The organism is Azospirillum canadense, from assembly GCF_025961225.1.
GTDB lineage: Bacteria > Pseudomonadota > Alphaproteobacteria > Azospirillales > Azospirillaceae > Azospirillum > Azospirillum canadense.
Window position 1 is genome coordinate 581,224 of sequence record NZ_JAOQNG010000010.1, and the last position, 21,961, is coordinate 603,184.

At 66.3% G+C, this 21,961-nt stretch carries 15 protein-coding genes, 2 pseudogenes and 1 other annotated feature; of the genes and pseudogenes, 8 read left to right on the plus strand and 9 right to left on the minus strand.

Annotated features, from left to right (window positions below; translation table 11 throughout):
* Window positions 1-705 precede the first annotated feature (705 nt).
* Window positions 706-2,028 (plus strand): group II intron reverse transcriptase/maturase, encoded by a 1,323-nt coding sequence (gene ltrA / locus M2351_RS38420; RefSeq protein WP_406567491.1) that lies wholly within the window; start codon window positions 706-708, stop codon window positions 2,026-2,028.
* A gap of 151 nt (window positions 2,029-2,179) precedes the next feature.
* Here the strand turns inward: ltrA and M2351_RS38425 are convergent.
* The 3 genes and pseudogenes from M2351_RS38425 to aqpZ form a co-directional block, all read right to left on the minus strand.
* A pseudogene (locus M2351_RS38425) lies at window positions 2,180-3,451 on the minus strand (IS3 family transposase).
* Window positions 3,051-3,167, minus strand: a sequence feature (AL1L pseudoknot). (Overlaps the previous pseudogene by 117 nt.)
* A 54-nt stretch (window positions 3,452-3,505) precedes the next feature.
* Window positions 3,506-3,676 (minus strand): annotated as a pseudogene (locus M2351_RS38430) (IS5/IS1182 family transposase); the annotation flags it as partial.
* A gap of 121 nt (window positions 3,677-3,797) precedes the next feature.
* The gene (gene aqpZ, locus M2351_RS38435; protein ID WP_264661236.1) at window positions 3,798-4,538 is read right to left on the minus strand and encodes an aquaporin Z; all 741 of its coding nucleotides are present in this window, start codon (window positions 4,536-4,538) and stop codon (window positions 3,798-3,800) included.
* A gap of 797 nt (window positions 4,539-5,335) precedes the next feature.
* Between aqpZ and M2351_RS38440 the strand changes: the two genes are divergently transcribed.
* The 3 genes from M2351_RS38440 (at window position 5,336) to M2351_RS38450 (ending at window position 8,802) form a co-directional block, all read left to right on the plus strand.
* Window positions 5,336-5,677 (plus strand): hypothetical protein, encoded by a 342-nt coding sequence (locus M2351_RS38440; protein WP_264661237.1) that lies wholly within the window; start codon window positions 5,336-5,338, stop codon window positions 5,675-5,677.
* Window positions 5,671-6,264, plus strand: coding sequence for an IS1 family transposase (locus tag M2351_RS38445; protein ID WP_264661238.1), 594 nt, complete (start codon window positions 5,671-5,673; stop codon window positions 6,262-6,264). The genes M2351_RS38440 and M2351_RS38445 overlap by 7 nt, the downstream gene beginning before the upstream one ends.
* Before the next feature lie 357 nt (window positions 6,265-6,621).
* A complete protein-coding gene (locus M2351_RS38450) occupies window positions 6,622-8,802 on the plus strand; it encodes a hybrid sensor histidine kinase/response regulator (protein WP_264661239.1) in 2,181 nt (726 codons plus the stop codon).
* Between the two features lie 264 nt (window positions 8,803-9,066).
* On the opposite strand, the gene M2351_RS38455 is transcribed toward M2351_RS38450, so the two are convergent.
* Window positions 9,067-10,266, minus strand: coding sequence for an IS256 family transposase (locus M2351_RS38455; protein WP_264654291.1), 1,200 nt, complete (start codon window positions 10,264-10,266; stop codon window positions 9,067-9,069).
* Window positions 10,267-10,720: 454 nt separating this feature from the next.
* Complete coding sequence (locus M2351_RS38460) at window positions 10,721-10,885, minus strand: hypothetical protein (protein WP_264661240.1); 165 nt, start codon at window positions 10,883-10,885, stop codon at window positions 10,721-10,723.
* A 368-nt stretch (window positions 10,886-11,253) separates the two neighbouring features.
* Here M2351_RS38460 and M2351_RS38465 point away from each other — a divergent pair, with 368 nt between their 5' ends.
* The gene (locus M2351_RS38465; RefSeq protein ID WP_264661241.1) at window positions 11,254-12,285 is read left to right on the plus strand and encodes an IS110 family RNA-guided transposase; all 1,032 of its coding nucleotides are present in this window, start codon (window positions 11,254-11,256) and stop codon (window positions 12,283-12,285) included.
* A gap of 339 nt (window positions 12,286-12,624) precedes the next feature.
* Here M2351_RS38465 and M2351_RS38470 read toward each other — a convergent pair whose 3' ends face one another.
* Together M2351_RS38470 and M2351_RS38475 are read right to left on the minus strand one after the other, a co-directional pair.
* On the minus strand, window positions 12,625-12,831 hold the full coding sequence (locus M2351_RS38470) for a hypothetical protein (RefSeq protein WP_264661242.1): 207 nt from the start codon (window positions 12,829-12,831) through the stop codon (window positions 12,625-12,627).
* 91 nt (window positions 12,832-12,922) lie between these two features.
* Window positions 12,923-13,960, minus strand: coding sequence for an AraC family transcriptional regulator (locus M2351_RS38475; RefSeq protein WP_264661243.1), 1,038 nt, complete (start codon window positions 13,958-13,960; stop codon window positions 12,923-12,925).
* A gap of 828 nt (window positions 13,961-14,788) precedes the next feature.
* Here M2351_RS38475 and M2351_RS38480 point away from each other — a divergent pair.
* The gene (locus M2351_RS38480; protein WP_264661244.1) at window positions 14,789-15,397 is read left to right on the plus strand and encodes a chemotaxis protein CheX; all 609 of its coding nucleotides are present in this window, start codon (window positions 14,789-14,791) and stop codon (window positions 15,395-15,397) included.
* A gap of 188 nt (window positions 15,398-15,585) precedes the next feature.
* Here the strand turns inward: M2351_RS38480 and M2351_RS38485 are convergent, their stop codons facing one another.
* Entirely contained in the window at window positions 15,586-16,716 is a 1,131-nt protein-coding gene (locus M2351_RS38485) for a site-specific integrase (protein WP_264661245.1), read from the minus strand.
* Window positions 16,717-17,454: 738 nt separating this feature from the next.
* A complete protein-coding gene (locus M2351_RS38490) occupies window positions 17,455-18,423 on the minus strand; it encodes a hypothetical protein (RefSeq protein WP_264661246.1) in 969 nt (322 codons plus the stop codon).
* A gap of 234 nt (window positions 18,424-18,657) precedes the next feature.
* Here M2351_RS38490 and M2351_RS38495 point away from each other — a divergent pair, with 234 nt between their 5' ends.
* Together M2351_RS38495 and M2351_RS38500 are read left to right on the plus strand one after the other, a co-directional pair.
* Window positions 18,658-20,742 carry a hypothetical protein gene (locus M2351_RS38495; RefSeq protein WP_264661247.1) on the plus strand — a complete coding sequence of 695 codons (2,085 nt, stop codon included), beginning with the start codon at window positions 18,658-18,660 and terminating at the stop codon, window positions 20,740-20,742.
* 30 nt (window positions 20,743-20,772) lie between these two features.
* Complete coding sequence (locus M2351_RS38500) at window positions 20,773-21,960, plus strand: AAA family ATPase (RefSeq protein WP_264661248.1); 1,188 nt, start codon at window positions 20,773-20,775, stop codon at window positions 21,958-21,960.
* Window position 21,961: the final 1 nt, after the last annotated feature.

The following is a 21,961-nucleotide window of genomic DNA, read 5'->3' on the forward strand; positions in this document are numbered from 1 at the left end:
ATCTACTCTTGTAACTCCTTCCGTAATGGGCTGCACAGTCCGGTGAACATGGGCTCTCCCGCATTCTCGATACTGCTGGCGAATTCCTGAGCGGCGTTTCGGGGAGCTTCACAGGGCGAAAAATCATGCCCCGAAACGTTGGGTCGGATAGGGTCCTTGGAGCTCACGGTGCTGGCCGTCGAATTCGCCAGCAGTAGTGCGCCGGGAGACCGGCAAGGAGTAGATGGTGCAAGTCCATTGCAGTGAAGGAGTAGCGACCCACACTGGCCCCGAGCCGTGCGTCGGCCCTCGCGAGGGGGCCGGCGAAGCGTCGGCAGGGGAGCGTGCAGGCTGGCCATTGAGCCGCGAAAGGGCGACAGTCCCGGGTGCCGACGTTGTTACTGTAACGGAAGGCCATACGAGTGGGGGCGCCAGCGCGAGCCCCCGCCGGCCCGGCGTGGTCAGAGACCCCAGCATGCACGGACGCTCCTTGTACGGGAACCGGGAGATCTCCCGCCCGACCCGAGGTTTGCCCCGGGTCCGCATCGGGAAGGTGAGGAGCCGTAGCCGATGATGCACGGACGGGAGAAGTCAGACCCCGCCATAGTAGCGATGAAGCCGACGAACAAGGCCGGGCGACCGGCCGCGGAGCCGGGGGAGCGAAGGGCGGGGACCAAGGGGAACGCGGGCCAGCAAAGCACGCGCCGGGCGCAGAACCGGGAAAGCGTGTCCCAGGCGCTGGACCGCGTACGGCAGGCCGCAAGACACAGGAAGAAGGAACGGTTCACCGCGCTCTTCCACCATCTCAACCCCGACCTGCTCCGGCTGGCGTTCTTCGCCCTCAAGCGGAACGCCGCGCCGGGAGTGGACGGGCTGACGTGGCAGGACTACGAGGCGGACCTGGAGCTTCGGCTCCAGGACCTGCACGACCGGGTCCACCGGGGAGCGTACAAAGCCCTGCCGTCGCGCCGACGGTACATCCCGAAGGCGGACGGGCGACAGCGGCCGCTGGCGATCGCCGCTCTGGAGGACAAGATCGTCCAGAGAGCGGTCGTCGCGGTGCTGAACGCGATCTACGAGGAGGACTTCCTCGGGTTCTCGTACGGGTTCCGGCCCAAGCGCGGCCAGCACGATGCGCTGGACGCCCTGGTGGTCGGCATCTCCAGCACCAAGGTGAACTTCATCCTCGATGCCGACATCCAGTCGTTCTTCGACGCGGTGGACCAAAGCTGGCTCGTCCGCTTCCTGAACCACCGGATCGGCGACCCGCGCATCATCCGCCTGATCCAGAAATGGCTCAAGGCGGGTGTCTTGGAGGATGAGGTCGTGACGACCAGTGACACGGGGACGGGGCAAGGCTCGGTGGCCTCACCACTGCTCGCCAACGTTTACCTGCACTACGTCTTCGACCTCTGGGCCGAGCGCTGGCGACGGCGCGAGGCCACGGGCGCTATGATCATCGTGCGCTATGCCGACGCTATCGTCGTCGGCTTCGAGCACGAGGCGGATGCCCGGCGCTTCTGGGAGGCCATGCGCGAGCGGTTACGGGAGTTCGCGTTGTCGCTCCATCCGGACAAGACCCGCCTGCTGGAGTTCGGCCGCTTCGCCGCGGCCAATCGAAAGCGGCGCGGGCTCGGCAAACCGGAGACCTTCACGTTCCTGGGCTTCACTTTCATCTGCGGCAAGACGCGCCGGGGTGACTTCCAAATCCATCGGAAGACCCGTCGCGACCGCATGCAGGTCAAGCTCACAGAGATCAAGGAGGAGCTGCGACGGCGCATGCACCAGCCTATTCCTCGACAGGGGCAATGGCTGAGGCAGGTCACCACCGGGTACTACAACTACCACGCGGTGCCGACCAACAGTCGCGCCTTGGAGGCGTTTCGCTATCACGTCATCGACCTCTGGCGACGCACGCTCCGGCGACGAAGCCAGAAGGATGCCTCGACGTGGGCGAGGATTGCCAAGATCGCCAACGACTGGCTCCCCAAACCGCGGATCCTTCACCCTTGGCCGCAGCAACGCTTTGCCGTCAAACACCCGAGGTAGGAGCCGTATGCGGGAATGCCGCACGTACGGATCTGTGCGGGGGGACGCCAGTAATGGCGTTCCCTACCGCGATTCATTCTCGGTGCACGACCATCTCGGTGCACGACCATAGTGAACCGCGCCGGGTTTGCCGGAGGCCATTCGGCTTGAGTCACGCCGCCATGGCGATGTCCTCGGTTTGAGCATAGTAGCGCGCTTCGGCCTCGGCGGGGGGAATGTTGCCGATGGATTCGAGCAGGCGCCGGTGGTTGAACCAGTCCACCCATTCCAGGGTGGCGAACTCGACGGCTTCCAGGGTGCGCCATGGTCCGCGGCGCCGGATCACCTCGGTCTTGTAGAGGCCGTTGATGGTCTCGGCCAAGGCATTGTCGTAGGAGTCGCCGACGCTGCCGACCGACGGTTCGACGCCGGCGTCGGTCAGACACTCGGTGTACGCGATGGCAACGTATTGCGACCCGCGGTCCGAATGGTGGATGAGGCCGCTGCCCTTGGCCAGCCGGCGGTCATGCAGCGCCTGCTCCAGGGCGTCCAGCACGAAGCCGGCGTGAGCGGTGCGTGACACCCGCCAGCCGACGATCCGGCGGGCGAAGGTGTCGATGACGAAGGCGACGTAGACGAAGCTCTGCCACGTCGCGCCGTACGTAAAGTCCGCGACCCACAAGGCATTCGGGCGGGGCGCCCGGAACTGGCGGTTCACCCGGTCGGCCGGCTTTCGCGGTTCCCTTCGGAACCGCTGCCGCCGCAAGGGGGCATGGCGCCGCTCGGTCGCTGATCGTGGTCCGCACCGTCTTGCCCCGCGTCGCCCCCTTCAGGCCCATGGACCGCATCAGCCGGGCCACCGTGCAGCGCGCCACATCGAGGCCCTCCCGCCGCAACTGCCGCCAGACTTTCCGAACCCCATAGACCTGGAAGTTTTCCTCCCAGACCCGCCGGATAGCCCCCCTCAGCTTCGCATCGCTTTGCGAGCGGGCTGGCGCCTTGGCCGGATCGGCCCGCCGGGCGGCATGGGCACGGTCGGTGGATGGGGCGATCGGCAGCACTTTGCAGATCGTCTCGACCCCGTGGACGGCGCGGTGCGCGTCGATGAAGGCGATCATTTCCGAAACGGGCGGTCGAGCGCCGCCTGGGCGAAATAGGCCGACGCCTTGCGCAGGATCTCGTTCGCCTTGCGCAGCTCGCGGTTCTCGCGCTCCAGCGCTTTGATCCGCTCCTGCTCGTCCGTCGTCGGCCCCGGCCGCTTGCCCTGGTCACGCTCGGCCTGCCGCACCCAGCCCCGCAGCGTCTCCGGAGTGCAGCCGATCTTCGCTGCGATCGAGCTGATCGCCGCCCATTGCGAGGCGTGTTCCCCCTCGTGCTCGAACACCATCCGAACCGCGCGCTCGCGGACTTCAGGGGCGTATTTGGGGGATGCCTGCTTCGTCATGATGACCCCATCCTCTCAGGAAACGGGGCCTCCGAAAAACCCGGCGCGGTTCAGGCCGCGCCGCCCCGTCTTGGCCGGCGTCCAGGCGGCGATCGCTTCCGGCGTCACCCAGACGGTCAGATCGCCACGCCGACGCAGCGCCGCATCATAGGCCGACCAGTTCTCGACCCGGTAGCGGGCGCGCGGGATCTTGTGGCGGCGCCTCTCGTTGGCCTTGTAGGGCATCTGGCTCTCGGCTTCAGCGGGACGCCTCTATACCCGCCAAAACCATAACACCGCCAGCTTCCGACGATTTATGCGCAAACGTCGCTCTGGAGCGTACTTGAAGAGGGTGATGATAGTCCAATCAGGTGGACGGCTTCGCTTCGCCGGTGATGGCGGGCTTCTCCGACACTTCCTCGGCCACGGCCCGGTAGGCAAAGCCACCGAGCACGCCGCCCAGGATGGGCGCCACCCAGAACAACCACAGCTGCTGGAGCGCCCAGCCACCGACCACCAGCGCCGGGCCGGTGCTGCGCGCCGGGTTCACGGATGTGTTGGTGACCGGGATGCTGATGAGGTGGATCAGGGTCAGGGCCAGTCCGATGGCGAGTGGGGCAAAACCCGCCGGGGCGCGGCGGTCGGTCGAGCCAAGGATGATCAGGACGAAGAAGAACGTCAGGACGACTTCGATCAGCAAGCCGGAAGCCATCCCGTACTGGCCGGGCGAATGCGCCGCGTAGCCATTGGCCGCGAGCCCGCTCACCGCCAAGCTGTAGTCCGCCTTGCCAATGGCGACGACGTAAAGCACCAGCGCGGCGGCGAAGGCCCCGACGACCTGGGCGACAACGTAGGGCAGAATGTCTTTGGCCGGAAACCGACCTCCCGCCCACACGCCCACGGTGACCGCCGGGTTCAGGTGACAGCCGGAGATATGCCCGACGGAATAGGCCATTGTCAGAACGGTGAGGCCGAACGCCAGGGCGACACCAAGCAAGCCAATGCCAATTTGCGGGAAGGCGGCGGCGAGCACCGCGCTGCCGCAGCCACCGAAGACCAGCCAGAACGTTCCGAGGAACTCGGCTGCCGTGCGTCGGGTCATGGTCATTGCGACCTCCCAATGCTGTCGCTGATGTCGTTGGGCCAGCGTTCACCGATACCACGCAGAATAGACTCGCCCAAACTTGGGCATGGCACACGCGAGCGGACGGGGCATTCATTTTGAAGGACAGGTGGTAAGCGCAAAGGTTGCTGCTCTCTTGCCATAGCGGTATATGTCGCCACCAACGGCTCGTCCGAACACGAAATCCCGCTTATACAGCGCCGCTTCCCCGCCGCGTTGGTCGTGCCCCTCAGCCGGGCTCTGCTCACGCTTGCCCTGGAAAACTATCGAAACGAGGAATAAGAATACACTTTTTCTCGATGCCCTATGAGCGAATCCCTGAACGGGTGCTCGATGCTCTTCGGGAAGAATAGGGCTTTCCGTGCGTCAGGAGGTGCTGATCGGCCCGCCCTGCACGTGCTGAATTTTGTGGAAAGCGCCAAACGGGAGGCTGCGGATTAACCGCTGGTTCGCCGCAGGAGAGCACTGATGGCTTTCTCCTGCGCTCCCAAGCGCCCGAGGAGGATGCCTCGGTGCCGTGCTGGGGTTCTGAAAACCGCGCTTAAAAATCTCTCCCTTTGGTCGATCGTCCCTCCGGCCGATTGGCAAACTGTGTCCGAGCAATAATCTACCGGACAAGATGAACCTGCAGTCATCATGCTCCGCCTGTACTTCGTGAGACGTTTCAAAACCGTGGGTAAAATCCATGAAGCGCACCCATTTCGGCTTCGTGTGAGCTTAGGGACTGACGAAACTCGGGAGTCTTCCTCATCCTGCTGAGAGTCCATGATCCTTTGGAGGGCATGATCATGAAAATCTCAACGAAGAAGGCATTTCTCATATCACTCCTTCCCACAACTTTTCTGGTATTTCTTGCATTCGCCGCGAATGCGGGAGAACTCCGGGTCACGGTCGATGGTATTCGCTCTCAGCACGGGTCTGTCTTGATCGGACTCTATGACAGTCTAAGCAGTTTCAATCGCGCGATTGAGATGTCCGATAAGGATGGATTCCTCAATGATCCTAGCCGCTTGAGGGTGTCACGGGATAACGACGCATCCCATGTAATCGGCTCATTCAACGAGGAAGGGCTGATTTGGGTGAGCGACCGTGGTGCCCGCGCTGCGGCAGCGTGCGGGTGGTGAAATCCGGCCACGTGCTGGGCAAGCAACGCTGGTTGTGCCGCAGGTGCGGCTTTCAGTTCACGCGCCTGCCGGACATACCGGTGCCGGAGCCGACGAAGCAAGCGGCGGTGACGCTGTCCGGGCATGGGCTGTCGTTGCGCGCCGTCGGCAAGTTGCTCGGCACGACCGGCCAGTCCGTGCTGCGGTGGGTCTGCCAGTCTGTGGACCGGCATTGCTCCAAGCCGACCCCGGAGCCGGTCACCGTCATCGCGATCGATGAGATGTGGCATGATCTCGGCGGCAAGGCGCAGAAACTCTGGATCTGGAAGGCGTACGACCGCGACAGCGGACGCCTGATCGACTGGGAATGCGGCAAGCGCGACGAAGCCACCTTCCGGCGTCTGTACGAGCGTCTGCAATGCTGGGGGGCGTGCCTGTTTTGCACCGATCAGTTCGCCGTCTCCGACGCGGTCCTGCCGGTCTCGGGCGGCATTATCAGGGCAAGGACCAGAGTGTCGCCCTGGAGCGCAACAATAGCCGCCAGCGGCATTGGGTCGGAACCTGCCGCCGCAAGTCGATCATCGTCTCCAAGAGCAAGGCCATGGTGAACCGCCGTATGGCTCTGTTTGCCCATCTCCATGTCAACGATGAGGCCCAGCCAGAAATGCACCGTCTTCCCGGCATTTCGCTCCAGCGCAAGGCTCTTGCCTAAACTGCGTCATTACCCCGTGACACCCTCCTGGGGGTCCCAACGGAACCTTATGGGTTCAGCAATAACGTGCGAGGGTTTCGCCCGTTGTCAGTGGGCTTTTGCAGCACGTCGATCCCATGGGCCTGGGCATCCTGCTGGCAGTCCGGCCCGGTCTCGCCGGTGAGAATGATGCCGGGCACCGGTGGGCGCTGAGGCCCAAACGCGGTACACTGCATCCGCTGGCACGAACACCCATGGGCGGAGCGTCGCAACCGTGGCAACGCGCAACGTAGCGATCCGATGGCACCTCTTCGCCGCGGCCTTCTCAAGCAGCCTGCCGCTCCTTCTGGTGGCGGTCTGGCTCGGGACCGCCGACATCGAGACCCGACATCACGCCATTGAAACGGACGCCGAGGGGCTCGCCGCGAACGTCCGCCAAAGCCTGGATGCCGGGCTGACCGCGAAGCTCACCGGGCTGGCGGTCCTCGCGCTGAGCCATCCCGCTGACAGTGACGCACCGCCGGAGCGGCTTGCGGAGTTCTACGCGACCGCCTCGCAAACCGCGCATCGGCTGGAGGGCAACATCGCGCTGAAGGAGCGGGATGGGCGCATCGTCCTGCACACCGCCCAGCCTCTGGGAGCGTCGCTGCCGATTGCCAACGCGCGCGAAACGCTGGAACGGGTGTTGGCCAGCGGCCAGCCCGCCGTCAGCGACGTCTTTGTCGGCGCGGTCCTTGGCAAGGCGATGGTGAACCTTGACGTGCCGATCACCATTGGCGGCCAGGCGCGGCGCGTCCTGGCGCTCAATCTGCTCGCCGAGGACGTCCAGGAGCTGGTGACGCAAATCCCGCTGCCCGAGGGCTGGGGCGTCGCGGTCCTCGACACACAAGGCCGGTTCGTGGCCCGCACCCGCAACCCGGCCTTTGGCGAACTCGCCCACCCCGCCTTGGTGGAGGCCATCGCCACCCGCACCGACCGCTGGGTGGACACGGTGACGCGGGAAGGGGTCCCCGTGACCAACATCCTGCGGCGCTCTCACCTCGCCCCTTGGACCGTTGTCGTCGGGGTGCCCAAGGCTGCCCTGCAGAGGCCGGTGGCGCTGCTGACGGCCGGCGTGGTCGCCGCCACGTTGGCCGCATTGGCTGCCGCGGCCGTTCTGGCCATCGCCCACGGCCGGCGTCTTGCCACGGCAGTCGATCGCTTGGCCGGTGAGGAGGGCCCAGGAAGCGCCAGCGGCATTCGGGAAATCGACAACGTTGCGCAGCGCCTCCACGCGGTTCAGGCCGGGCTGCGGGACAGCGAGCGCCATCAACGCGCCCTTGCCCTGCACGCCGACGCCCTCCGGCAGGAGGCCGAACAGGCGAACCACGCCAAGTCCCGGTTCCTGGCCGCCGCCAGCCATGATCTGCGCCAACCGATGCAGGGGGTGCTTCTGTTTGCCGCGGGGTTGGCGGCGACCGAATTGCAGCCGAAGCAACGCACGTTGCTGGCCCAGTTGGAACGCTCCCTGGACGCGATGAAACGGCTTCTCGACGGCATCCTCGACATGTCCAAGCTCGACGCCGGCATCGTCGCCCCGCAGATACAAACCGTCGCCGTGGCGGATCTCCTTGAAACCATCGCCGCCGAGTATCGCGGCCGGGCCGCCGCCAAGGATCTGGACTTCCGCGCCGTCCCGTGTTCGGCCAGTGTTCGGACCGACCCCATGCTGCTGTCCCGGATGGTGCGCAATGTGCTGGAAAACGCGCTGCGCTACACGGAGCGGGGCCGCATCCTCCTGGGGTGCCGGGGCCGCGGCGACCGCCTTGTCATTCAGGTCTGGGACACGGGCGTTGGCATCGCACCGGAGTCCCTGGGCGCGATCTTTGACGAGTTCGTCCAGGTGGGCAATCCTGAACGGGCGCGCGAGAAGGGACTGGGCGTCGGGCTCGCCATCGTGAAGCGCTTGGCGCAGCTGCTCGACCACCCCGTTTCGGTGGTGTCAACGCCGGGGCGGGGCTCGGCTTTTTCCATCGCGGTGCCGTTGGTCCCGGCGACCGCCATCGCGGCGAGCGCGCCGTCGCTCAGCGTTGCCGCCCCGGGCATGAACCCCGGGCGCGTCGTGATCATCGAGGACGATGAGATCGTCCTGGTCGGCATGACCATGATGGCGGAAAGCTGGGGCTACACGGTGGTGGTGGCACCGTCCGGTGACGCCGCGTTGGCCGCGATGGACGCGGCTGGAACGGCGCCCGATGTCATCATCGCCGATTACCGACTGCCCGAGGGCAAGACGGGCGTGGAGGCCATCGCCGCGCTGCGCCAGCGGTATGGAGCTGCGTTGCCCGCCATCTTGGTGACCGGCGATACCAGCCCCACCGTGCTCAGCGACATGCAAAAGCGGCACAAGCTCCGCGTGCTCCACAAGCCGGTGGCCGCCGATACGCTCCGCGCAGCCCTGGTGGATGTGATGTGATCGATTGGCGGGTCCATCACTGGGATACCAAAAGGACCCGCTCGGGTGTTCGGAGGCTCGCTGTCGTTGCTGGGCCAATCTGGCGAAATTCGGTACTTCAGCCGCTTTTCGCGCTCACCAGTCCTGTTTTGCTGGGCTAATGATGAGCTTCCCCCACTGAATCGAGGGAGAGGCATGATGCGACAAGCTGCGGTTGATGATCGTGCCCCGAGGCGTGGTGTCTGAGGGGGCCTCTGTGCTCTTCGGCGGGTTGAGGCCGCCGGTCTACTCCGCTGCGATGGACAGCGGATCAGGGGTGTGAGGGTGGCACAGCTCGGCCAGGCTTTCCATGGTCATGTAGCGCCGGGCCACCGCCCATTCATCATGCTGCTCCAGCAGCAAGGCGCCGACGAGGCGCACAACCGCCCCTTCGCCAGGGAAGATGCCGACGACGTTGGTGCGCCGCTTGATCTCGCCATTCAGCCGCTCCAGAGGATTCGTGCTGTGCAATTTGGTGCGCAGGTCCTTGGGGTACTTCATGTAGGCCAGCACGTCGAACTCCGCCTCGTCCATCAGCGCCGCCAGCTTGGAAAAGCGCGGCCGCAGGCTGTCGGCCACCCGGCGCCACTGCTCATGCGCCGCCTCAGCGGTCTCCTGGGCAAAGGCGGTGCGAATGGTGGCCGCGACCATCGTCTGGTGCGCCTTGCCGACGCAGGCGAGGAGATTCCTCATGCAATGAACACGACAGCGTTGAAGTGTGGCGCCCAGCACCTTGGAAGCGGCGGCCTTCAGCCCGAGATGCGCATCGGCGATCACCAGCTTTACGCCGCGTAGGCCCCGGCGGGTGAGGGTGCGCAGGAAATCGGTCCAGAAGGTCTCGGCTTCCGACAGCCCGAGGCCGAGCCCCAGCACCTCGCGCCGGCCATCGCTGTTGACGCCGATGGCCAGTATGGCGGCGAGCGAGACGATGCGGCCGTCCTGGCGCACTTTCACGTAGGTCGCATCCAGCCACACAAAGGGCCAGTCGCCTTCCAGCGGCCGGTTCAGGAACGCCTGCACGCGCTCGTCGATGTCCTGGCACAGGCGGCTGACCTGGCTCTTGGAGATGCCGGTCATGCCCATCGCCTTGACCAGATCATCGACGTTGCGCGTCGAGATGCCCTGCACGTAGGCCTCCTGAATCACCGCGATTAGCGCCTTCTCCGCGGTGCGGCGCGGCTCCAGGAAGGCCGGGAAGTAGGAGCCGCGCCGCAGCTTGGGGATGCGCAGGTCGATGGCCCCGGCGCGCGTCTCCCAGGTCCGCTCCCGGTAGCCGTTGCGCTTGGTCTGGCGGTCCTCGCTGCGTTCGCCATACCCGGCGCCGCACAGGCTCTCCACCTCCAGCTCCATCAGGCGCTGGGCGGCGAAGCCGACCATCTCGCGCAGAAAGTCGGCATCGGCGCTCTTCCCAATCAGCTCCTGAAGAGCGATCCTGTCCTCGGTCATCGTGGTCTCCGTCTTGGTTGATGGTCGTTAAGCAACCTCAACTTAGCCGAAGAACACGGTGACCGCCGCTCCCGAACGGCCGGCCCGCCTGCGCCAGCTATGGGGGAGCGCTCCGGCGGGCCAGCCTCACGCCTCAGACACCACGCGGTGGGACGCGATCGGGTTGATCAGGCGAAAACTCAGTGTCTGTTCTCTAAACGCGGGCGCCGGCACAAGCCCTCGAAAGCGGTATTTGGATGCACTTGCCGGTGCCATGGTTCTCTCCGGGGTCAGGACGGGCCTGCCTCATGATGGTGTCAGGAGCATCGGCGCCCCAATGTTTGCATCGTGGTGCTGTCGCCGACTTTGGTTACCGGCAGCTGCAACAGACACTGCGGGGTCGCCTCCGCTTCATCCCGGCAAGGGACATCGCTCCGCCTCCCGGCGGACCTCGAAAAGCCTGCTCAGCGGACGATCATGCGGCCGCGTCCTTGTCCGCCCAGCGGAAGGTTTCCCCGGTAATCAGCATGCGATGCATGATGACCGTCTTGCGCCGCATGTGGGTGGATGGCAGCGCGTTCCGCTGGGGCAAGGAGGCGCTGGTGGTCGCGTAAGACAATTGGGCAACGGTTTGTGTCATTTGCACCATTAACGTGAACTGATGAATGTCGTAAATACGACATCTTAGCCAGGACGCAATATTGCGAAGTCTACATCAATAACACAAACTGGTGGGAGCTTTAGGGTCAAATAAAGTGAACGGATTTCCAAGCCAATGTCGACCGAAGTCCCCGACCAGAGCGCGATCCGACGGTGTCCACATCGGCGGCCTTCGCACGGGAAAATGCCCTTCTGCACAGCCGATGGCGCCAGTCGTCGCCGGCCCTCAAACGAGGTGGGCGCCGCTTTCAAAACATGGAGTAAACGCGGGCGGGTGGCTGCCCTCTGGAAGCAAAGCGAGGTCTGAGCCGTTTCAGCCTCAGAAAGCAGCCATCAAGGAGAGCAGCCGTGGAGCAGTATGTCGGCCTGGATGTCTCGCTCAAGGACACTTCGGTGTGTGTGGTCGATCAGACGGGGAAAGTCGTCTGGCAAGGACGCTGCGCGTCCACCCCGGAAGGCATCAGCCGCACGGTCCAGGCTCGGGCTCCCGGGGCGGTTCGCCTCGGGCTGGAGACGGGGCCGGTGACGACCTGGCTCGTTCACCGGCTGCGCGACATGGGCTTGCCGGTGGTCTGTTTGGACGCGCGCCATGCCAAGGCGGCATTGAAGATGCAGGTCAACAAAACCGACAGCAACGACGCCTACGGCCTGGCCCAGATCGTGCGCACCGGCTGGTATCGTGAGGTCACCGTCAAAGGGTGGGAAGCACACCGCCTGCGAGCCCTGATCGGGGCTCGGGCCCAGCTGGTCAGCCTGCAGCGCACCGTCGCCAATCAGGTGCGCGGCACGCTGAAGACCTTCGGCCGGCTCCTCGGCTCGGCTTGCGGCGCACGCTTTCCCGTGCGGGTCCGTGAGTTGGTTGGCGATGACGCCAGGTTACGTCCGATCATCGAAGCGCTGCTGGCGGTCTGGGAAACCGCCCACCAGCAAAGTGATGCTCTGGCCCGTCAAATCCGGGCCGAGGCCCGCCACCGTCAGGAGTGCCACCTGCTGATGTCCATCCCCGGCGTCGGGCCGATCAACGCGCTGACCGACGTCAGCACCATCGAGGATCCCACTCGGTTCCGCCACTCCGCCGACGTTGGGGCCTATCTGGGGCTCACGCCCAAACGTTACCAATCGGGCGAGATCGACCGGGCGGGCCGGATTTCCAAGTGCGGCGATGGTCTGCTGCGCACCTATTTGTTCGAAGCGGCCAACGTGCTGCTGACCAAAATCCAACGCTGGTCGGCGTTGAAAGCGTGGGCCACCCGTCTGGCCAAGCGCATCGGCTTCAAGAAGGCCAAGGTCGCGGTCGCGCGCAAGTTGGCGGTTCTCATGCATCGCATGCTGATCACCGGGGAAAGCTTCCGCTGGTCAGACCAGGAGGTCACCGCATGACCGTCCACTGATCAGGCTTACCGAGTTCCGTCGCAAGGCGGAGCGGTGTCCCTTGCCGGGACGCAGCAGTGGTGACCCCGAACTGCCCGTTGCGGCTGCCGCCGATCAACATCAGCAACAACACCGCGACTCAAACATTGGGGCGCCAGTGCTCCTGACACCATCATGAGGCGGACCTGTTCCGACCTCGGAGAGAACCACGGAACCGGCAAGAGCACCCACCTACCGCTTTCGAGGGCTTGATCCGTCGCCCGCGTTTAGAGAACGGGCAGTTAGGCAAAAAGGTTTCGTCTCGAAACGTCTGGGCGCCGCTGCTGTTAACGGCAAGCTGGTGCACTGTCAGCTTGACTGATGGTTGGCTTGAGGCAATTGGTCATGCATCCAACTGAAAGGACACTCGCGGAAGCCGAACAGCGTGTTAGGGAAGCCGAAGAACGGCTCACCGAGCAAAGACGCATTCTGATTAGGCTGCTCCGCCACGGCGATATGGGTGCCGTATGTGAAGCGAAGGCAGCCCTGGATATACTTCGAACCGCGTGCGATCACGCACGTGAACACCTGCGCATGATACGAGAGGCTTCGCGCTGATCTATGCTTTATTTCCTGTCGGCTCGTCGATGATCGCGAGGCGCCCCACCTACAGACCGGGAGAACACCGGTGGGCAATGCGCGCTTGGGTCGGAGGCAGCCCTGTCCATCGCTTGAAGGCATGAGTGAAGGCACTGACTTCCTGGAATCCCAGCAGCCAAGCGATATGGGAGATAGATAGGCTGGCGTCGGCGATATAGAGCTGCGCCAGATATTTGCGCATGTCTTCCTTTATCTCGGCGAAGGTGAGCCCCTCCATACTCAACCTCCGTGCCAGCGTTCGTTCGCTCATGCCCAATATACGGGCAACCTCACCGGCACGTGCGCTGCCATGGGGCAGGAGTGGCGCAAGGGCGTTCTCCACGCGGGCCCGCAGTGGGGTGCTGATCGGTCCAGCGCGATGAGGCAGGGCGTCTTCGCAGTAGCGGACCAGCAGCTCGTTCAGATACGGCTCAGCCCCGATCAGACGGAGCTGCGCGGCGTGGCGAGCGAAGACAACGTCGTCCTGGCCGGAGGCGAAGGCGACGTCGCATCCAAAGAAGGCGCTCAGCTGCTCCGAAGCACCGCATCGCGGATGGGCGAAAGCGACCCGGACGGGATTGATCGTGGTCGCCGTCAGCGTCTGGCAGAGCCGGACGAGCAGGGTCGCCCAGAACTCCATCTGGTGGCGGTCTCTGTGTCGCGACACACCGACGTAGCCGTGCCGGATGCTGAAACCGCCCTCCTGTTGGCACCAAAGCCGAACACTCTCATTCGTAATGGCACTGTACCGCTCGGCGCGGGCCAGCGCATCGCCGAGCGTCGCCGACGACGCGAGCACAAAGTAGAGAAGACCGGCTTCGCGTGGTTCAAAATCCCTGGCGAGATGAAAGCCGAGCAGGTCGTCGTGGAGAGTGTCCGCCACCAGGTTCAGGAAAGTCACTTGGCCCGCAGCGTCCATGCGGGAGTTCGGCGTCTGAACCTGAGCCGCACTCAAGCCCGCTTTGCGGAGGAGCGGTCCCGGATCAACGCCGGCCGTGGCGGCTCGAGCCACCGCCAGACGGGTGATGGTGCCCTTCGTGCTGGGAGGTGCCGCCAGTGGGGTCATGGGAGAGCGTTGCATTGGGCGCGTCTTTCACCACAACCAAATCCTGGGTTTCCGAGCCGGTGGCTTGGATGGGCAAGCCTTTGGCGGAAGATAACAAGACCGTCGCGGAACGTCTCCTGTAAGACGACGGCAGGACGCCGCCGCTCCAACAAAACCAGGACCCGGGGGTTCCGGACGTGCTTCCGCCTTGCGATGAACCCGAGGAAGCTCGTGCTCGGGTCCTTATGCTGAAGGAAAACCCAATGCGGCAGTCACACGGGGGCGCCAGCGCGCGAGTTCACGAACGAACACCGGACAACCCCAAGTTTATGCAGCATTCGGCACACCTCTGCACTGGTTTATTTTGAGCGCACAATGCGGAGTTGCTACAGGATTCGCAAAAAGACACCGCGACGTCCAGAACATTCGAGTTCCGCTGCGGCGCTCAGCTAGCTTTCCCGAACACCGCACCGCTTGGATCACAAGCTCCATGACAGAACCGTTGAAAGTAACCACTGTTGAGGAAATTTCCTCAGTGCTGAACAGGTTGGCCGATTTGTCGGACAATGAGATCGCATCCTGGCTTCGCGTCACGGCCGCGGCATACGACCGAGCCGTGACTTCGCATGATCACCAGAGCTTGTTCGCAGGACTGGTGATCCTTAGGGCGGAATTCAAAAGAAGAACGAATGAACTGTGATGCTTCCTGGTGGAAGCGGATGCCTTGGGGCCCCAACGCGGCTCACCGGCTTTTCGCGACGAGGGCCGTCCACCAAGCTGTCGCGTCATACATCAGCCCCCGGCAGAGGAAAATTTCTAACGCATGATCCCGAACGTTGCCGAATGGTCATGATTGACAACGTTGAGCACGGCGCGCTGACCGCGTTGGTCAATGCCGGAGTTGCTCGAGCGGCGACGCAGCTGAGCCAGCTAACCGCTGAGCAGGTCGCCTTGTCCACTCGGGTCGTGCATATCATTCCACACCGACAAGCGGTTGAGTTGCTTCCGATGTCTGGAACAATACCGGTTGTTGCCGTCCGCGAACGGTTTAGTGGCCGCTTCTCCGGCAGTGCGCTGCTGATGTTTCCTGAGACCATGAGCCTCGGAATCGTTAAGGCCGTCGTCGGAGACCGAACGCGGATCGAGGAAATTGAGGACCTCGAACCCGAGGCTCTGACCGAGATTGGGAGCGTTTTGCTCAACGGTTGCCTGTCGATTCTGGCAAACAGCCTGCGCCAGACACTGAACCTCTCCGCGCCTGAGCTTCTGCGAGGCTCTGGGCAATTCCTCCTGCTTGGGACCGACCACCGGCGCGCCGACGTGCCAGTTCTGTTCGTCCACGTCGATTTTATCGTTTATCGTCCTTACACCGAAGGTTACATCGCTCTCATCATGGATCTTCCGGCGCCACTGGAGTTGAAAGCCCTCCTCCGCGAAACGACTGACGAAAACTCTTAGGCCAATCACGCCAGAAACGGGCACCGTATTTCATCGGCTTAACGTTTATTCGATCACGGCCTTGCGGAACACCTCCACCCCGCGTCCGCTCAAACGTTCCTCAATACCATGGCTGCGCGACCTGAACCGGCAATACATCTGGATCGCATGCTGCGCGGCGGCCGGAGAGAGAACTGGTTCATGGCCGCTCAGTCTGGCCTGCGACGCATGACTTTTGCGGTGACGTTGTTCTTCCAGAGGTCGGCGGAGCGCATGTAGCGGCGGGCCACCTCGACCGACTTGTGGCGGGTCTGGCGCATGACGTCGTGCAGCTGCGCCTCCGCCTCGGCCGCCGCGGTGGCCAGCCCGGCGCGCAAGCTGTGGCCGGAGTAATGGCGCTCGACGCCGCCGGACAGGGCGCCGAAGGTCTTCTCCAGGAGGCCGGCGTCGCCGGCGCCGACCGCCGTGGCGCTGTCCTTGACCAGCCGGGCCACCGCCTTGTCAGACAGCCGCTTGTCGGTCAGCACCCCGCCCGCCCGCAAGCCCACGAACAGCGGTTCCTCGCCGTGGCCGGCGGCGCGGTGCCGCATCCAGCGGTGCAGCGCGGTCGGCGCGCACAGCGCGTCGTCGTCGGAGGCCCAGATGGCCACCGCGTCGCCGGCCCCAACCTGGTCGGTCTTGGAGCGGCGGATGGTCAGCACGACGCCCTTGCCGTCGACGAAGGCGACGTCGCCGGCGTTCAGTGCGACGATCTCGCTCCGCCGCAAGGCGCCACCGAAGCCGACGAGCAGCAGGGCGCGGTTGCGCAGGCCGAGCGGGCCGGCCGGCTGGGCGCGCACCAGGTCGGCGAGCAGGGCCGGGGTGAGTGGGGTGGCCTGGCGGGCCGGGCGGGTGCCCTTGCGGCGGCGGATGCCGTCGAGCAGGAAGGCGATGCTGGGGTGGCCTGGGTCGAGGGAGAGGCCGACCAGCCGGTGGGCGGTGACGACGGCGGCGAGGTGGACCTGCAGCGTGGCGACGGCGAGGCGCTCGGCCGCGGCGGTCAGGTACATGGCGACGAGGCGCGGGTCGCCGGACAGCGCGGCGACGCCGAGGCGGGCGCACCACGCCTCGTACTGGCGCCACGCCGAGCGGTAGGCGCGCAACGTGCCGGCGCCGCGGGCCTGGGTGGCGTAGACGGCGGCTTGGGACGCGAGCGCGCGGATCTCGTTGGCGCGGGCGGGGTCGAAGGCGCCGGCCGGGAGCACCAGCTCGCCGAACAGGCCGGTGGCGATGACCAGACCGCCGGCGCCGGTATTGCTGCCGGTATTGGGATCGGCGAGGAGTGGGGTGAGGCTGTCCATGGGGGCCGTCGTCAGTGGTCCGGTCGAGGCACAGCCGGAGGTCTGGCCGCCGCTTCGCGGTCTGGTAGCTCTAGCGAGACATTTGCCCGTTGGCAACGTCCGAAAAGGACGCTTGTCGGACGTTGCGGGTGCCGGGCGAGCGCCGGTGGTCAATGCGGTGGCAGGACACCGCCTTGATTGGATCAGCGTGGGCACGACAAAGGGCATCGGGAAGCGGCGCGTGCGTCGGACGGCGTCAGTTCAGGGTATTGTGACCCGCAGTTCAGGGTTTTGAGCTCAAAACGGCCACGGCCGAGGCGTAGTTCAGCTTATTGGGCCCGAAAACCGGCCGGAAACGCGCTCAGTTCACGTTATTGAGCCAAACGACACCTGCCCCGACAACAGGCGATGACGCGTGATAACGCCCCGATAGTGGCATTATTGGGGGCTTATCGCGCGCGCGTCGGCGGCGACCCTGCGGTCGCGGAAGCCACCACACGGATTTCTATGATGGCACCACGGACGCGCGGGCACGCGCGAGTCGGGGGACTCCCATAGAGCATCACACGGCGCTTTTGCGCGCGTGCGCCACCACCGATGGCTGGCGCGGCAACCGAGCGACGGGGGCGCGGCGCGTGGGCCGGCGAGGCGCGGGACGGCGAGCTTCCCTCGGCAGAATCGGGGGAAAAGCCAACGCCGGCGACCGCTTTCGTCATCGACGCTCTGGCTTCGCCTTTCTGTCCGGTCCTGGAGTGCCGCTCATCCGCTATGGAGCATTCCCACCATTTGGTGGTGCAGGGATTTTGGGTCCAACTCGTCGGCGAGCCGCATGTCGGCCGCAAGCCAACGGTGACGCTCGTAGACCGCCGGTGCGGCCCGGGACGCAAGGCGGGAGCCATGCGCGACATGAACCGCCCGAATTGCGGGCACCTGGGCGAAGCACTCCGCGGCGAGGCGCACGCTGACCGCCAAGCGATAGCGTTCGGCCTCGGCCTCAAGCTCGTCCCGAGGACGCTGCGTCGGGCGGGCCGATCGCCCGTCACCGGTGACGGAAGGCAAGTTCGCCGGAAAGGCCTCGGCCTTGGGACAGACAACGTTCAGGGTCACCACGCCCTTCAGAACGCGTGATACCCTGATCTTGACGGGAAGCACCCAGCGGAGGCCATTCAACTGCCGTTCCAGCGTGGTGCGAATCGTGTCGGGGTCCCCAGCCAACAGGCGCCTGATTTCGGCCCGCTGATCGGCGGTCCGCAACCCGTGTTCGTCCTTGGCTCGTTCCCAAGTGGCGAGCGTTTGGCGGTGCGTCCACAGCGCGCGGAAATGGCCAAGCGTCGCGCGCTCGCAGCGGCGACGCAGCCGATCCAGCATTCCTCTGCGCAGCGCCGGCAACGGCTCCGCCGGACGAGGCGCATCGAAGCGCGCCAGATGCCGACTCGGATCCAAGGGCGTGCGGCGCAGGAGGCGGTGCTCGGCGAGGCGGCGCTGATGCTCGTCGCGGCGCTCCGCCACGAACGCGTCCAGGTGCGCGCGCACCTCGGCAGCGTGGGAGGCGATCAACGCTTCGGCCTCCGCCGCGTCGACCGTGGCGCCGTCGCTCCGCCGCACGCAAACGGTGCCGTCGTCCGCCACGCTGAACATCGGCGGCAGGGCGGACGTCGACGCCGGGGAGGCTTTTCCAACCGGCGCACGGTGGAGACGCCGCCGCGCCACACCACGACCGTTCAGCATGCCAACGTCCAAGCGGGATTGTGGAAGGCGCTGGAGGCAAGCTGGCTTGCGAGCCACAGCCGCATTTGCATGGCAAGCTCCTTCTGCCGGAGTTCAAGCACACCACGCGCCAGAGAGCACCGCGCGTCCGCCAAAATTCTAAGTTGATCGCTTCAGATTATCTACCCTAGTTTTGCCGGGATCCTCCGATGCGTGCGACAAGGAATGCGTGGTCCAAAACCAGTTGGAAACCCTGTGCCCTCCACGGACGGCAACGCGCGCTTTGTCCCGGGCATCCTCCCGGCGCACGCCCGCGCATCCATACAGGCGATTCTTCGCACCACGCTGCGTCGGTTGCTACAGCCGCGCATTGCCGGCGCATTGGCAGTGGGAATCGGAGCAGCGTATGCGGCGGCCGTGGTGCCGGCGGCGGTGGCGCAGCGGGGGCAAGCCGCGGTGTTGGCGGGGTGGGGCCTGACGGCGTTGATCGTTGCCATCGGAGGACTGCTGTCGGTGTGGGCACGGCGCCGCTGGCGACGCCGCATGGGCAGCCGCGCGGACGGGCTCCATCGGCTCGGCCGGTTGCAGAAGCTGTGGTTCGCCATCACGGGCGTGGTTTGGGCCCTGCTGTTTTTGACTTTGGCCGTGCTGTTGCTGCGCGTGGCCGGGCCGCTGCATCCGGTGCTGGCGTTCGTCCTTCTCGCCGTCAGCATCGCCGTCTACGTGGTCATCGGAATTCCCGGAGGACCACCCGCCGCCGTCGCACTCCTCGACTGGTGGATGAAGCCACGCTGGCCCAGAGGCGACTGGGCCGAACAGGCGGCACAGGCGCACGTCGCCGCGCACCGCCACGCGGCGGCGCTGGAGTGGGACATGGCCCAAAACGGGCTGGTGGGGCCGACGCGCCTCGGCCGCTTGGTGGCGGCGGCGAGCCGTGGCCCGGCCGGCCGCGGTGCCGCCTGGCCATCGGACCTGCCCACCGGGATCGGCTGGTTGCTCGACGACACCCGGTGGCGAGCCGCGGGGACCCTGCGCCTCGTCGGCGTTCTGTTACCGTTCGCTGTGATGGTGCTGGTGGTGGGCTTTCCGGGAGCCGCATGGCTCATCCGCTTCGCGCCTCTGCCGGACGAACCGCCCGCTGCCACGCGCGAGGCGGAGCCCGCGTCGCACGGCGCCGGTGCGCAGAACGACGGCCAGCGGCCCTCGCCGACGGACGGCCGTGCATCGGGCGGCGGGCCGGAAGGCAGAACGAGCGACACCGGCCGTGGCAACGGCGGTGACGCCGGCCAGGGGCAAAACGGCGCTCAGAATGGAGCCGGTCCAAACGGTGGCGATTCGGGGGCGGACGGACCGGGAGGCGGAACTCCGTCTTCGGGCGGTGGCGCTGCCGGAGGCGGCGCCTTGGGGCGCGGCAGCGGCCAAGGCGGTGCCGGCGGTGGGGCGCCGGGCACCGGCGCCGGCGCTGGGCAGGGCCAAGGCGCCGCCCAGCCCCAGGAGACCGCCGCGTCGAGCGGCGCCGGTGGTTCCAGGGGCGGAGGCGGCGGCGCTCCCCAAGGAAACGCGCCCGGGAGCGCGTCGGCCGAAGCCGCGCCGCCGAACGCGGGGCAGGGCGCTGGAGCGCCGCCGAGCGCCGCCGCCGGGACCCCGGACGCGACCGGCGCGCCGAACCAGGGCCGTCCCGACGCCCCTTCCGGGCAGGGACCGAAAACGAACGGCGATGCGCAACCGTCGACGTCCCAAACCCCGGGGGCTGGTTCGGGGACCTCCGCGCGCGACGGCGCGCCGCAGGGCAAGGACCAGCACCAGGGCGCCGCAACGGCGGCGCCAGAGCGAGCGGGGCGTTCCGGCGCTGGCCAGCCGGGTTCCGGGGCTGGCCAGTCGGGTGGGCAGACGGACCGCGGCAAGCGCGGCGAGGAACCCCGCACAAGCGGCAACGGCGCGACGGGAGCGGCGAGCGGCGAGGGCGGGGCTGGAGGCGGCGTTGGGGCATCCGAACGGCGCACCGGTGTCGCCGCAAGCACTTCCGTGCCGGATCCCGCGGGCGCGGCGTCGGGGATGACCATCCGCGTGCCCGGCATGGGCGGGCAATGGGAGGAGACGGAGCCGATGCCGCCGTTGCGCCGATTCGATCCGCTGGTGTCGGACTCCGCCGGCGCGCCCGGGACGCCGACGGTGACGATCAACTTGCCGGTGTTGCGGGGCGGGGCCGCCGCGGCGCCGCGCGCGGACGCGCCGGTGCCCGCCGCCCCCGCGCTGGCGCGTCACAACGAACCGTCCCAGCCGAAGCCGCCGCAACCACTGCCGGCCTGGGTCGGCCACATCCTGGAAGGGGCTCGGTAGGTTCTCATGGAAGGCCACAGAAGTCCGGCGTTGCACCGGAACGAACTCGACTACGTGAACGCGGTGCTCGACGGCGTCGGGCGCAGCATGTTTGGGCTGGACGAGGTCGTCCGCTTGCTGGTCGTCGCCCTTTACGGTGGCGGACACGTGCTTCTGGAGGGCAACCCCGGCCTCGGCAAGACGCAGCTGGTCAAGGTGTTGTGCGCCAGTCTGGGCTTCGGCGGAGAGCGGTGGGGGCGCATCCAGTTCACCCCCGACCTGATGCCGGCCGACATCACCGGCACCAAGATGCCGAAGGACGGCACCTTTTCGCATTTCGCCTTCCAGCCCGGGCCGGTGTTCCGGTGGCTGCTCCTCGCCGACGAGATCAACCGCGCCACGCCGAAGACCCAGTCGGCAATGCTGGAAGCCATGGCCGAGCGCCAAGTCACGGTGCTGGGCGAAACGCACAGCCTCACCCCCGAGACGCCGGTCCGCGGATCGGCCGGCACCGTCCGTCCGCCCTTCATGGTGCTGGCGACGCAGAACCCGATCGACCAGGAGGGCGTGTTCGATCTGCCCGAAGCGCAAGCCGACCGCTTCATGTTCAAGGTCCGCATGCCGTTTCCGTCCGCGGAGACGCTGAAGCGCATCGTGGAAAAGGACGCCGGGCTGCCCGGGGCCAAGGCCGCCGCTGGGAGCCCGGAGCCGGGCATCGGCGAAGACGACGCGCTCGTCCGCTTCGACCGCATCAGCCGGGCGATCCGCGCGCTCGAAGCGCCGCCGGTCGTCTATGACCACGTCGCCAACATCGTGCTGGCCACCAACGGCGCGGCGGACGGACTGGCCGGGGTCGACCGCCGGACCACGGACGCGCTGGAGGCGTGGCGCCGGCGCTACGTCGAATACGGGGCCGGGCCGCGCGCGGCGACGGCGCTCATGCTGGGCGCCAAGGGGTGGGCCGGCCTGTTCCTCGGTGGTGCCGAGCAGGCCGGCGCCGCCCTGGCGCGGATCGCCCTGCCGGTGCTGCGCCATCGCCTCAAGCTGGTGTTCGGGTGGGAGCACCACTTCGCCGAGGACGCGGCGAAGCGCTACCGGGAGCCGCCCGTCGGGCGCGACGATTGCCACGACGCCCTGCTGGCGGAGCTGGTGCTCCGCACGGCGCCGGACGAACCCGGTTACCGAGACCTGGTCCGCCAGTCCCTGCGGGCCGCCGGCGCCGCTCTGCCCGACCGCTGAG

Excerpts from the sequence above, each read along its gene's own strand:
- M2351_RS38440 (WP_264661237.1), top strand. The coding sequence starts at position 5,336 with ATGATCATGAAAATCTCAACGAAGAAGGCATTTCTCATATCACTCCTT.
- M2351_RS38485 (WP_264661245.1), bottom strand. The coding sequence starts at position 16,716 with ATGGACAGCCTCACCCCACTCCTCGCCGATCCCAATACCGGCAGCAAT.
- M2351_RS38475 (WP_264661243.1), bottom strand. The coding sequence starts at position 13,960 with ATGACCCCACTGGCGGCACCTCCCAGCACGAAGGGCACCATCACCCGT.
- M2351_RS38455 (WP_264654291.1), bottom strand. The coding sequence starts at position 10,266 with ATGACCGAGGACAGGATCGCTCTTCAGGAGCTGATTGGGAAGAGCGCC.
- M2351_RS38490 (WP_264661246.1), bottom strand. The coding sequence starts at position 18,423 with ATGCTGAACGGTCGTGGTGTGGCGCGGCGGCGTCTCCACCGTGCGCCG.
- aqpZ (WP_264661236.1), bottom strand. The coding sequence starts at position 4,538 with ATGACCATGACCCGACGCACGGCAGCCGAGTTCCTCGGAACGTTCTGG.
- M2351_RS38480 (WP_264661244.1), top strand. The coding sequence starts at position 14,789 with ATGATTGACAACGTTGAGCACGGCGCGCTGACCGCGTTGGTCAATGCC.
- M2351_RS38460 (WP_264661240.1), bottom strand. The coding sequence starts at position 10,885 with ATGACACAAACCGTTGCCCAATTGTCTTACGCGACCACCAGCGCCTCC.